At 36.5% G+C, this 13,170-nt stretch carries 8 protein-coding genes; 5 read left to right on the top strand and 3 right to left on the bottom strand.

What is annotated here, in order from left to right:
* Nucleotides 1–108 precede the first annotated feature (108 nt).
* Nucleotides 109–2,745 (bottom strand): DNA mismatch repair protein MutS, encoded by a 2,637-nt coding sequence (mutS, locus tag G9Q29_RS03160; RefSeq protein WP_166133197.1) that lies wholly within the window; start codon nucleotides 2,743–2,745, stop codon nucleotides 109–111.
* A gap of 158 nt (nucleotides 2,746–2,903) precedes the next feature.
* Here mutS and G9Q29_RS03155 point away from each other — a divergent pair, with 158 nt between their 5' ends.
* The 3 genes from G9Q29_RS03155 to G9Q29_RS03145 all read left to right on the top strand — a co-directional run bounded on the left by G9Q29_RS03155 (nucleotide 2,904) and on the right by G9Q29_RS03145 (nucleotide 6,155).
* Nucleotides 2,904–3,353, top strand: coding sequence for a DUF1573 domain-containing protein (locus G9Q29_RS03155; protein ID WP_166133194.1), 450 nt, complete (start codon nucleotides 2,904–2,906; stop codon nucleotides 3,351–3,353).
* Between the two features lie 69 nt (nucleotides 3,354–3,422).
* Nucleotides 3,423–3,962, top strand: coding sequence for an RNA methyltransferase (locus G9Q29_RS03150; protein ID WP_166133192.1), 540 nt, complete (start codon nucleotides 3,423–3,425; stop codon nucleotides 3,960–3,962).
* 27 nt (nucleotides 3,963–3,989) lie between these two features.
* Nucleotides 3,990–6,155: an Ig-like domain-containing protein gene (locus G9Q29_RS03145; RefSeq protein ID WP_225872877.1), complete on the top strand. Its 2,166-nt coding sequence runs from the start codon at nucleotides 3,990–3,992 to the stop codon at nucleotides 6,153–6,155.
* Nucleotides 6,156–6,170: 15 nt separating this feature from the next.
* Here the strand turns inward: G9Q29_RS03145 and folK are convergent, their stop codons facing one another.
* Nucleotides 6,171–7,316 (bottom strand): 2-amino-4-hydroxy-6-hydroxymethyldihydropteridine diphosphokinase, encoded by a 1,146-nt coding sequence (folK, locus tag G9Q29_RS03140; RefSeq protein WP_166133189.1) that lies wholly within the window; start codon nucleotides 7,314–7,316, stop codon nucleotides 6,171–6,173.
* A gap of 139 nt (nucleotides 7,317–7,455) precedes the next feature.
* Between folK and sppA the strand changes: the two genes are divergently transcribed.
* Together sppA and G9Q29_RS03130 are read left to right on the top strand one after the other, a co-directional pair.
* Nucleotides 7,456–9,216 (top strand): signal peptide peptidase SppA, encoded by a 1,761-nt coding sequence (gene sppA, locus G9Q29_RS03135; protein WP_166133187.1) that lies wholly within the window; start codon nucleotides 7,456–7,458, stop codon nucleotides 9,214–9,216.
* Between the two features lie 166 nt (nucleotides 9,217–9,382).
* Nucleotides 9,383–12,001 carry an AsmA-like C-terminal region-containing protein gene (locus G9Q29_RS03130; RefSeq protein ID WP_166133185.1) on the top strand — a complete coding sequence of 873 codons (2,619 nt, stop codon included), beginning with the start codon at nucleotides 9,383–9,385 and terminating at the stop codon, nucleotides 11,999–12,001.
* Between the two features lie 230 nt (nucleotides 12,002–12,231).
* Here G9Q29_RS03130 and G9Q29_RS03125 read toward each other — a convergent pair whose 3' ends face one another.
* Nucleotides 12,232–13,026, bottom strand: coding sequence for a DUF2797 domain-containing protein (locus G9Q29_RS03125; protein ID WP_166133183.1), 795 nt, complete (start codon nucleotides 13,024–13,026; stop codon nucleotides 12,232–12,234).
* Nucleotides 13,027–13,170: the final 144 nt, after the last annotated feature.

The following is a 13,170-nucleotide window of genomic DNA, read 5'->3' as shown; positions in this document are numbered from 1 at the left end:
GTATTGCGGATGCAAATTTAGGACATTTATTGGATTAAACAAGTCTTTTTTGCAAAAAAATCAAACAAAAACGATAACAATCTGATAACGTGCGCTTAAAAAACTAAATTATTTTCGGGTCAACATTCTTTTAATTTCATTGAGTTTCATTAACGCCTCCATAGGCGTTATGGTATTAATGTCAAGACTGATAATTTCCTCTTTTATTTCCTCTAGCAAAGGATCATCAAGGTTGAAAAAACTCATTTGCATGGTTTCGGTTTGCGCTTCTTTTAAACTAGCGCCTCTCTTCGCAACTGAATTTCCATTAAGCGATTCACTTGAATGATTTTTCTCAAGCTTCTTGAGGAGTTTTTGTGCTTTTAAAATCACTATTTGTGGCATCCCAGCCATTTTAGCCACGTGAATTCCAAAACTATGAGCACTTCCTCCTTTTACTAATTTTCGAACAAAAAGAACAGTGTCCTTCAATTCTTTCACTGCTACATTATAGTTTTGAATTCGAGTCAGTGATTCACTCATTTCATTCAATTCATGATAATGCGTAGCAAATAAAGTTTTAGGCTGCGCCGGATGCTCATGCAAAAACTCCGCTATGGCCCAAGCAATCGAAATTCCGTCATAAGTACTCGTTCCACGACCAATTTCGTCTAATAAAACCAAACTGCGCTCTGAGATGTTATTCAAGATAGATGCCGTTTCATTCATTTCAACCATGAAAGTAGATTCTCCCATCGAAATATTATCACTTGCTCCTACCCGCGTAAAAATTTTATCTACAACGCCCATTCGAACACTCTCTGCAGGAACAAAGCTTCCCATTTGCGCCAGCAATACAATTAATGCGGTTTGACGCAAAATAGCCGACTTACCCGACATATTGGGACCTGTAATCATGATAACTTGCTGCGTATCGCGATCTAAAAAAACATCATTAGCAATGTAGGGCGTACCTACCGGTAATTGCTTTTCGATAACAGGATGCCTACCGTTTTTAATATCCAACTCAAAACTCTCGTCTAAATCAGGACAAACGTATTGATTTTCGATGGCGAGTTGCGTAAAGGAACACAAACAGTCCAATTGCGCTATCAAATTAGCATTCATTTGTACAGGCTTGATGTAAGTTGCTATCCAAGCTACCAATTGCTCGAACAACTCTACTTCTATTTTGTGAATTTTTTCTTCGGCACCTAAAATTTTAGTTTCGTATTCTTTTAGTTCTTCTGTGATATAACGTTCTGCGTTTACCAGGGTTTGTTTTCGAATCCATTCGGCAGGAACTTTATCTTTGTGCATGTTTCGCACTTCGATGTAGTAACCAAAAACATTATTAAACGATATTTTTAATGACGAAATCCCCGTTGCTTGTGATTCGCGTTTTTCAATACCCTCTAAAAATTCCTTCCCCGAAGTTGAAATTGCTCTTAACTCATCTAGCTCCGCATGTACGCCGGTAGCAATCGCGTTTCCTTTGGCAATAGCCACTGGCGCATCTTGATTTAATACCGTATTTATTTTTTCGCGAAGTAAATCGCAACCATGCAAACTATCACCAATGATTTTTACAGCTTCCTGCGGGCTAGCCAAAGCCAACTTTTTGATAGGCACTATCGCGTCTAACGATTCCTTCAGGTATACTACCTCACGAGGCGACACTTTTCCAGCAGCAATTTTTGAAATCAGTCGCTCCAAATCAGATATTTGCTTGATTTGATTTTGAATGTCTCTTAAAACTTCTTGATTGTTTTTTAAATAGGTCACCACTTCATGTCGACCTTTTATTTTATGACTGTCTTTTAAAGGCAAAGCTAGCCACCTTTTGAGTAATCGCCCACCCATTGGCGAAAGCGTTTTATCAATTACATCAAGCAATGTGACCGCATTTGGATTGTAACTATGGTATAATTCTAGGTTACGAATGGTAAAACGATCCATCCAAACATAAGCATCTTCAGCAATACGCTGAATTGAAGTAATATGCTGTACTCTATTATGTTGTGTTTCCGAGAGGTAATACAAAATAGCTCCCGATGCAATAATTCCATCCGCCAACTCCTCTACTCCAAATCCTTTCAAGGAAACCGTTTGAAAATGCTTGGTTAAAGTTTCAAATGCGTAGTCCTGTTTGTAAATCCAATCTTCGAGATAAAAACAGTGAAAATCTTCGCCAAAAGTTTCTTTAAATTCTACTTTTTTATTTTTCGGAATCAAAACCTCACTTGGGTTGAAGTTTTGCAATAATTTATCAATGTATTCCGCATTGCCCTGAGCGGTTAAAAACTCGCCTGTTGAAACATCTAAAAATGAAATACCTATTGATTTATTGGCAAAATAAATGGCTGCCAAAAAATTATTAGTTTTAGACTGAAGCACCTCATCGTTTAATGAAACTCCAGGTGTTACCAATTCGGTTACGCCACGTTTCACAATCGTTTTGGTCATTTTAGGATCTTCGAGCTGATCGCAAATAGCCACTCGCAGTCCCGCTTTGACCAATTTAGGCAAATACGTATTTAATGAATGGTGCGGAAATCCGGCCAAAGCAGTTTCTCCCTCAGATCCTGCACCACGTTTAGTTAAAACAATTCCTAAAATTTTCGAGGCTCGAACAGCGTCTTCACCAAAGGTTTCATAAAAATCACCTACACGAAACAATAAACAAGCATCCGGATACTTCCTTTTGATTTCATTGTATTGTTTCATCAACGGTGTTTCCTTAACTGCTTTATCTTTAGAGGCCAATGTATTTTGCTTTTTAAATTTAATTTCAGGGCGAATTTATAGTTTTTTGACCAAAAATGTGGAGATTCAAAAAAATTAAACAAGTTATTTAAGAAAAAATTAGGCCTATAAAACGAAAAATTGCATAAATTTGTATAATATAATAAAAATTAAAAGAAATGAAAAAGATAATTGCTCTAGCCTTGCTAGTTACTTTGGGAGTTACTACTTCGAATGCGCAAGAGACTTCAAAAAAATTAAAAGCTAAAAACACGAAAATTACTAGCGCTAAAGTTAATGGTGCCGGGATGGTTTTTGTTACAGAAACTATTGATTACGGAAATATTGCCGCTAACTCTGACGGAAGAAGAGAATTTGTATTTACTAACAACGGTAACAAGCCGTTAATTATTACAAACGCTCAAGGTTCTTGCGGATGTACAGTACCTACTTACCCAAAACAACCTATCGCTCCAGGTGCAAAAGGTGTTATTGGTGTGAAATATGATACTTCAAGAGCGGGACAACCGTTTACAAAAACAGTTACTTTGACTACAAATGCAGTAACTCCAAGTAAAACATTAACTATCAAAGGAAACGTTTTACCTCTTGAGGCAGCGAAAAGCTAAGGAATACCAAACATACTAGAAAAGCTTCCATAACCATCTGGAAGCTTTTTTTTTGATAAAATATAAAATATGAGAAAGCTAGAAAATAGCGAGTTAGAGCGAAAATCGATTGCTGATTTCAAACAATCAGAAAAAACACCACTCATCGTAGTTCTTGATGATGTAAGAAGCTTGCATAATATTGGTTCTGTTTTTCGTACTTCGGATGCCTTTTTGATCGAAAAAATTTACCTCTGCGGTATTACAGCCACACCTCCTAACAAAGAAATTCATAAAACAGCTCTTGGCGCTACCGAAACAGTAGCTTGGGAGCATTGTGAAAGCGTTCTTGACGTAATCACTAAACTAAAAGATGACAACATTACAACACTTGCAATTGAGCAAGTAGAAAGTGCAATTTTATTGCAAAATTTTAAAATAGAACCTCAAAAACGATATGCAATTGTGTTTGGAAATGAAGTTCACGGAGTTTCACAAGAAGCAGTGGCACTATGCGATGGCTCAATAGAAATTCCGCAATTGGGCACCAAACATTCCTTGAATATTGCAGTAAGTGCAGGAATTGTGATTTGGGATTTATTTCAAAAATTAAATTGGCCTGCTAATTAAAGTACTATATCAAGTAATTTGTTCCCCATGAAATTAAATACTTTTTTAAAAATAACGTTGGCTTTCCTAGTATTTGCCCCAATGATTGCAAATGCAGCGATTGCTAATACAAATCTGATTTTTAAAAAAGAAGGTGACTCAATTTCTAAAAAAACAAAAACAACTCTTGCGGTTAATTCACCTCGAATAGCAGCAAGTGGTAATCAAATATTTTGCCCAGGAAGTCCTTTAAATGTAGTTACTGATATTACCATTACTGGCGCCGATGCAACTGACATAGGAACAGAAGCAGTTTACATACAAATCACTGGCGGTTACGCTAACGGACAAGATCTACTTACATTAACCAACACAGCCATGCATCCCACCATAATTGCGACGTGGAGTGCTGTTGAAGGTAAGTTACAATTGTCAAGTCCAATTAGTGGTGCAAAAGTACTTTATCAAGATTTTGTGCGCGCCATTAAAAATGTTGTCTTTAGCAACTCAAGCGCGAATCCAGCGGGAACTGCGAGAACTTTTTCTATAACTCTAGGACAAGCCAATTACTTACCGCGAAATGGTCATTATTACCGATTTATTTCAGCAATAAATATACCGTGGCAGGATGCAAAAATAGCAGCAGAAAACAGCAATTACTTTGGATTACGAGGCTATTTAGCCACATTAACAGCTGCAGATGAAGCACAAATATCTGGAGAGCAAGCCCAAGGAACAGGATGGATTGGAGGAAGTGATGCAGAAACCGAAGGTGTTTGGAAATGGGTAACTGGCCCTGAAAACGGAACTATATTTTGGAATGGACTCGCCAATGGATCGGCACCCGCTAATCAATTTGCGTTCTGGAATAGAAATGAACCCAATAATTCTGGTAACGAAGATTTTGCTCATATCACAGCGCCTGGTGTTGGAATTCCTGGTTCATGGAATGATTTATCTAACACCGGAGATACTAGCGGAGATTATCAACCCAAAGGATATATTGTTGAATATGGTGGCATGCCAGGTGATCCTGTACTTGAAATTGCAACTAGCACCACTATGACTATTGCCAAAATCACCACTACTACACCTGATAGCCGTTGTGGCTCTGGAACCCTCATTCTTCAAGCAACCGCCACTACGGGCACATTAGACTGGTACGACACTCCAACTGGTGGGAGTATACTTTTTAGCGGCCCTTCATTTACTACCGAGTTTTTAACAAATTCTAAAACCTATTATGTTTCAGCAGGCTGTCCAACGAATCGTACAGCAGTAATTGCTACCGTACAACAAATTCCGAGTATTACAAGTACTAATTCACCCGTTACACGCTGTGGCGCTGGCAGCGTAACTTTACAAGCAACTACAAATACAGGAATCATCAACTGGTACGAAAGCGCTACTTCAACTCAAATTATTGCCACAGGAACTAGTGTAACATTTGCCAACGTAACACAAAATACTACTTACTACGCACAAGCTTTTAACAATAGCTGTACTGATGGCGTTAGAACAGCAGTTACTGTAGAAATCAATATACCTCCATCAGTTATTGATCAAGATTTAATCTTATGCCAAAACGACAACCTAACTCTTGATGCAGGTATAGCAAATGTAAGTTATGAGTGGTCAACCGGTGCACGAACTCAAACTATTCAAGTTTCCTCAGGTGGCACATATACTGTAAAAGTAACCGATAGCCAAGGATGCAGCGCCGTTAAAAAAATTAATGTAGTAGAATATTTAGCGCCTACAATAGATCGAATTGATGTAAACGAAAATAGAGTTGTAATTTATCCTGAAACGGAACAAAATTATTACGAATACTCTGTAGATGGTACTAATTACCAAAATTCGAATGTGTTTTTTAATGTTCCAAGTGGTTTACGAACTGCTTTTATAAGAGAAAAAAATGGTTGCGGCATTGATTCAGCGCCTTTCGTAGTGGTTATTGCTCCTAAATTCTTCACCCCTAATAACGATTCTTACAATGATATTTGGGAAATCAAAGGTCTTATCAATTATCCGCAAGCAAAAGTCTCTATTTTTGATCGTTACGGAAAATTAATTGTAGTTCTCAACCAATTCAAAACATTTTGGGATGGCACTTTTAATAAAATTCCTTTGCCGGCTGATGATTATTGGTTTGTACTTAAACTAGACGCTACATCACCAGAAAAAAGAGGGCACTTTTCACTTAAAAGATAAGAGACGAGAAAGAAGTTAAAAATTTTGGGAAAGCATTTTTTTCTTGATTTCCTCCAATATGTACAGATAGTCTTCTTGATTTTTTACAAAATCACGATCAGAAACATCGATGATTAGTACATTTAAATTGGTTTGCGACTTGATATAATCCAAATAACCGCTGTTGATTTTATCTAAATAATCAGCTGGAATTTTTTGCTCGTAACTGCGTCCCCTTTTTTTGATGTTTTGCAACAAACGTTCTGAATTTTGATATAAGTACACATACAAATCAGGCCTTGGCATTTCTTTGTAAATGATATCAAAAAGATTGCGATACAAGCGGTATTCATCTTCTGCTAAAGTGATTTTCGCAAAAATTAAAGACTTAAAAATATGATAATCGGCTACTAAAAAATCTTTGAACAAATCGAATTGTGCCAAGTCATCGGATAGTTGTTGGTATCTATCAGCAAGGAATGACATCTCTAGCGGAAACGCGTAGCGATTTTGATCTTTATAGAATTTTGGTAAAAAAGGATTATCGGCAAAACGCTCTAAAACGGTTTTCGCGTTGAAATCCTCTGCAATTTTGGTTGCCAACGTGGTTTTACCCGCTCCAATATTCCCTTCGAAAGCAACATAATTGTAGCGTTCAAGTGGAATACCTTGCAAAGGTTGTGTCATATTTTGCACAACGGCACAAGGGCTAACATCTGCTGACAAAGATATCATTTGGGTTATCGTTTTGCCCAAAACGGGATGCTCCCAATCTAAATTTAAATCTTGTAAAGGCAACAGTACAAAATTACGATCTTGCATTAATGGGTGTGGCACTTGTAATTTTTCAGACTGGATTACATCATTATCAAAAGCAACAATATCGATATCAATAGTTCGGGCAGCATATCCAGTTGTGCTCTTTCGTAACCTACCCAATTGTTTCTCAATTTTTAAAACCTGATTCAAAACTTTGTGCGCGCTGCTATAGGTATGAATCACTACAGCACAATTATAAAAATCATCGCTCTCAAAACCCCACGCAGGGGTTTGATACAATCTAGAAACACGCAAAATAGTGCCTATTTGTTGATGAATCAATTGAAGACTCTGCTCAATCGTAGCCAAACGATCGCCTTGATTGCTGCCTATAGATAGAATAACTTGATGCTGTGATTTCATAATTGATGCAAATTAACTAAAAGAATTTTAGAATTAGGAATATATTTGCGACCACTTTTATTTGCTTAATTTTTGAAATCCTATACAACTGTGCTGTAACATTTCAAGAATTTTGCGACTGATACAAAAAATAAATTATATGAGATTTTTAGGAAATGTACTGGCAACTGTCATTGGGATATTTGTCTTTTTTATGTTATTCTTTTTTGGAATCGTTTTAATAGGAACCATTTTTGGTGGTGAATCTGATGGCGTTGTGGTAGATAGTAATTCGGTTATTGAATTGAATCTAGAAAACGTTCAAAATGATTACGCTGGTAAATACAACGATCCTTGGGTTACTGCTTTTTCAGAAAATGAAAAAATAGGTGTTATTGACATTATTAATTCTATAGAGGCTGCAAAAACCGATGATAATATCAAAGGTATTTCTATTTTGAATAACAATTCGTATTTAGGAATGGCACAAAGCAAAGCCTTGCGCGATGCTTTAGAAAGCTTTAAACAATCAGGTAAATTTGTAATGGCCTACGGCAATACCTACTCACAAAAAGAATACTACTTGAACTCGGTTGCTAACACCGTTTACTTGAATCCAGTAGGCGAAATGGATTTTAAAGGATTGTCGTCAGAAGTTATGTTTTTTAAAGATTTTCAAGAAAAATCAGGTTTGAAAATGGAGGTTATTCGTCATGGAAAATACAAAAGTGCGGTTGAACCTTTCTTAGAAAACCAAATGAGCGAGGCCAACAGAGAGCAAACTACTGCATTATTGACCTCTGTTTGGAATTCAATGATAAAAGACATCGCAAAAAGCAGAAATCTTAGTGTAACAAAATTGAATGAAATTGCTACCGGTCTTTTAGCACGTACTCCTGAAATGGCAAAGGCACAAAAACTAATTGACGTAATTGCTTACGAAGATGTATACCATGATGCCATTAAAAAAGCATTAAAGGTAGATAAAGATGAGGATTACAACAGTGTTTCGATACTTGATTATGCTCAAAAAACAGCAACAACTGCAAGTATAAATAGCGCTACGGATGAAATTGCCATCATTTATGCGCAAGGCGAAATTATGGGCGGTGAAGGAGATGTAACTGTAATAGGCGAAGGTTCAATGCGCAGGTCTTTGCAAGAAGCTAGAACTAATAAAGACGTGAAAGCGATTGTTTTGCGTATTGATAGTCCGGGTGGAAGCGCCTTAACTTCGGACTTAATTTGGAGAGAAATTGAGTTGACTAAAAAAGTAAAACCAATCGTGGTATCTATGGGTAATTATGCAGCATCAGGAGGCTACTATATAGCTTGTAATGCAAATACTATTTTTGCTGAAGAAAGTACCATCACAGGATCAATTGGTGTATTTGGCGTATTACCTAACTTTACAACTCTAGCTACCAAAATTGGCATTCATACAGAACAAGTAAAAACCCATTCTAACGCTGCTGATTATAGTCCGTTTGTACCATTGGATGAAAATTTCAAAGCCGTAACGCTTGAAGGTGTGGAGCACATTTACAAAACTTTTGTGACTCGCGTAGCTCAAGGCCGAAAAATGTCGTTTGCACAAGTAGACAACATTGCACAAGGACGTGTGTGGACTGGCGCCGAAGCACTAAAAATTGGTCTTGTAGACAAAATTGGTGGTTTGGATGACGCTATTGCAAAAGCGGCTTCGTTAGCAAAAATAAAAGAATACCGAACTCAAAATTATCCAGAATACGACAAAAATTTCGATGATTTACTAGCAGGTTTCCCTTTTGCACAATCAAAAGAGCGTTTTATTAAAGAGGAAATTGGAGAAGAAAACTATCGCATGTTGAACGAAATTAAAAAACTTCAAGCCAGACAAGGCGTGCAAGCCATGCTTCCGTTTGCGATCAAAATGAAATAAATAAAAAAATTGAAAATACTTTTAAACCCGCTATTGTCATTACTTTAGCGGGTTTTTCTTTAAATCATATAAGCTTTTATGAAAACATTAGAAAGATAAAAAGTCAAAATCCAGTATTTTTGTACAATAAAGTAATTGGTAAGCAATTCAAAATAAGCAACATCACATGGTAAAGAAAATTTTAAAAATAGTAGGTATAGTCCTTTTGTTGCTAGTAGCAACATTATTTGCAGCACCCTTTTTATTTAAAGATCAAATAAAAGCAAAAATTACCGATGCCATTAATGCAAAAGTTGACGCCACGGTATCCTTTGCTGATGCCGATTTAAGTTTGTTCAAAAACTTTCCAAATGCTAATGTAACGCTAGAAAAACTAGTAATCATCAATAAAGCGCCTTTTGCGGGAGACACATTGGTTTCACTAGGCGAAGTCAACCTTAAAATGTCAATTAAAGAACTTTTTAAAGATAAAAAAGAACCAATAGCTATTGATGGAGTTACTTCAAAAGACGGGTTGATCAACATTATTTTTAACAAAGATGGTGTTGGAAACTTTGATATTGCACTTAAAGACGCCAAAAAAGAAGAAGCTTCAACTAGTAATCCGCTGGCTTTAAAAATTCAAGAATACAAAATTGAAAATTTTCAGTTTCGCTATTTTGACGAAAGTTCAAAAATTAAAATGGTTATTGACAGCTTGAATCACGAAGGTACAGGTGATTTTGCAGCTGAAAAACTAGACTTAACAACCAAAACCACAGCTAAAGTGAGCTTGAATCTGGATAAAGTCAATTACATGAATCAAGTAGCATTAACACTTGATGCCGTATTAGGAATCGATTTAAAAAACAGTAAATACAGCTTTAAAGAAAACAAGGCATTAATTAATCAACTTCCGTTAGAATTTGATGGCTTTATACAAATTGCTGATTCAGGACAAGAATATGACTTGAAATTTAAAACACCAACTTCGTCATTTAAAAACTTTTTGGGCATAATACCAGCTGCCTACGCAGCTAGTTTAGATAATGTACAAACCACAGGTGACTTTACCATTGTTGGTTTTGCAAAAGGATTATACTCTGAAAGCAGCGTACCCAAATTCAATATTGCAATTGCCTCTAACAATGCTTCTTTTAAATACCCGAACTTGCCTAAAACTGTTGAAAAAATTGTTATTGACACTAAAATTATAAATGAAACCGGAATTCTTAATGACACTTATGTGAACTTAGATAAACTCTCGTTTCAAATTGATCAAGATGTATTTAATGCCAAAGCAAACATAAAAAACATCACCCAAAACGCAATAGTAGATGCCGCTTTAAAAGGAACTATCAATTTAGCAAACCTATCAAAAGCCTACCCTATCAAGCTTGACAAACCATTATCTGGGATTTTAAAAGCCGATGTTACCACAAAGTTTGACATGCAAAGTGTTGAAAAAAGTGAATATGAAAAGATAAATAATGCGGGCACCATGAGCTTGTCTGGCTTTAAATATGCTGATGAAAATGGCAAAACCATGAACATTAGTACGGCGGTGGTTCAGTTTAACCCAAGCCAAGTTAATTTGAAACAATTAAATGCCACAACTGGAAGAAGTGATATTAGCGTAAGTGGAATTCTGGAAAACTTTTATGGTTTTATTTTTAGAAATCAGGAGTTGAAAGGAAACTTTTTCATGTCGTCAAATCAATTAGCGGTTGACGATTTTATGACGACTGAAGAACCGGCAAAAGACAACACTGCTGGAAAAAAAGCCGAGGCGATGAAAATCCCCGCTTTCTTAAACTGTACGCTTAGCGCAAAAGCCAATACGGTATTGTATGACAACCTGCAACTAAAAAATGTAGCAGGAAAGTTAATTGTGAGAGACCAAAAGGTAACACTAGAAAATGTGAAAACTTCTATTTTTGGTGGATCGATTGGAGTAAACGGAGCCGTCTCTACAAAAGGGAAAGTACCTGTGTTTAATATGGATTTAAAATTAAACCAAGTCGATATTGCGCAGTCATTTACCCAATTGGAAATGCTGAAGAAAATTGCTCCTATTGCGGGAATCATTAACGGCCGTTTGAATTCGAATATTAAACTAAACGGAAATCTAGATGCCACCGAGTTTACGCCTGACTTAAAAACTTTAACCGGTGATTTATTGGGCCAACTGTTATCAACTACTGTCAATGAAAAAAATTCGACTTTGTTGAAAGCAATTGGGTCAAACATTAAGTTTATAGATGTAAACAAAATAAATTTGAATGACATCAAAGCAGCAATCACATTTAAAGATGGTAAAGTAAATATCAAACCATTTGACATTAAGTACAAAGACATCAAAGCTACAATTGGCGGCACACACGGTTTTGATCAAAGCATGAGTTACAACCTAAAATTTGATGTTCCTGCTAAATATTTGGGTAACGAAGCCAATGCCTTACTAGCAAAATTAACTCCTGCCGAAGCTGCTAAAATTGAAAACCTGCCTATCAATGCGATTTTGGGCGGTAATTTTACCAATCCGAGAATAACAACAGATATCAAAACGGCGCTGACACAATTAACAAACCAATTGGTGAAACAACAAAAAGACCGTTTGGTAAAAAAAGGAACTTCAGCGATAACGGATTATATCAATAAAAACAAAAAACCAGGAGATACCACAAAAACAGCTGTGCCTACCAAACCAGCCACAAAAGAAGAAGTAAAAGCCAAAGCTGCTGATTTATTGAATGGTTTGTTTAAAAAGAAAAAGAAACCAGCTGATACCACAAAAGTAAACTAGGTAGAAGTACATTAAAAAAAGAGGAATTTCAATAGGTTTGAAATTCCTCTTTTTTTTGTGAAACATAGTGGCGTTTTGTCATTGAAAGCCAAAACGGGTATTGTATATTGTGTTGCGTAAAGGATGGAAGCGGCATCCTTTTATGCAGCGGCAGCGAAATAAAAGATACAGCGAACAGCCTGACATTTTTAAAATTTTTTCTATTTTAAAAAAGGGTACGCCCAACTGTTTTACACGGTGATGGACACCACATAGCCTTCGGAGCCGCGAACATTAAAAACGGTGCCGTCATCAAAGAGTAAATACTGCCCTTTTACGCCTGTTAACTTGCCTTCGAACTGCGGTGTTTTATCAAGATTCAAGCTATTTACCTTCGCGGGATACTGCAAAACAGGATAATTCATTTCATACAAATCGTTGTTTTGATTGTAAAAATACTCCTGAACTTCGGATGGAATTAAGTGTTCCAGTTTTAAGCGCTCCGCCACCAAATCGACTGGCTCAATCGTGTTGGTTAACATTTTGCGCCAATTGGTTTTGTCTGCATAATGTTTTTTTAAAGCGACCTCGGTGATTCCGGCAAGATAGCGATTCGGAACCTCAACGATTGAAATGGCTTGGTTGGCGCCTTGATCAATCCATCGGGTTGGGACTTGCGTTTTGCGTGTAACTCCTACTTTGACCTCGCTTGACAAAGCCAAGTAAACAATGTGCGGCTGCAATTGTACTTTTTGTTCGTAGGCCAAATCACGATCAGCAATACCAAGATGCGCGGTGCTGAGTTCGGGTTTCATGATCCAATCGCCCACGGCCGGACTTGAATAAAAGCAGTCGTAACAGAAACCTTGACGGAAAATTTTTTTCTTTTTGTTGCAATTGAGACATTGGTAGCCTACAAATTGTATCGAAAAATTTTTGTTTAAAAATTGATTGACGTTTAAAAAACTATTTTCAAAAACGATATAGTATTGAATGGGAGCTCCCATTTCGGTTTGCATTTTGGCCAGTACACCTTCGTATGTCATTATTCCTAAAGTTTGTTGTTTAAATTTTTAGGTTAAACAAATTTTGTTATTTTTGGTAAAGTTGTAAAGTTAGTATTTGTGTACCGATATTCAAATGGGAAACTGTAAAACTGCGCCTGACTTTTAGAAATTGTAAATAAAAAA

The organism is Flavobacterium turcicum (assembly GCF_011365745.1).
In the GTDB taxonomy this organism is placed as follows: Bacteria; Bacteroidota; Bacteroidia; order Flavobacteriales; family Flavobacteriaceae; genus Flavobacterium; species Flavobacterium turcicum.
This window is presented reverse-complemented; position numbering and strand designations above follow the sequence as displayed.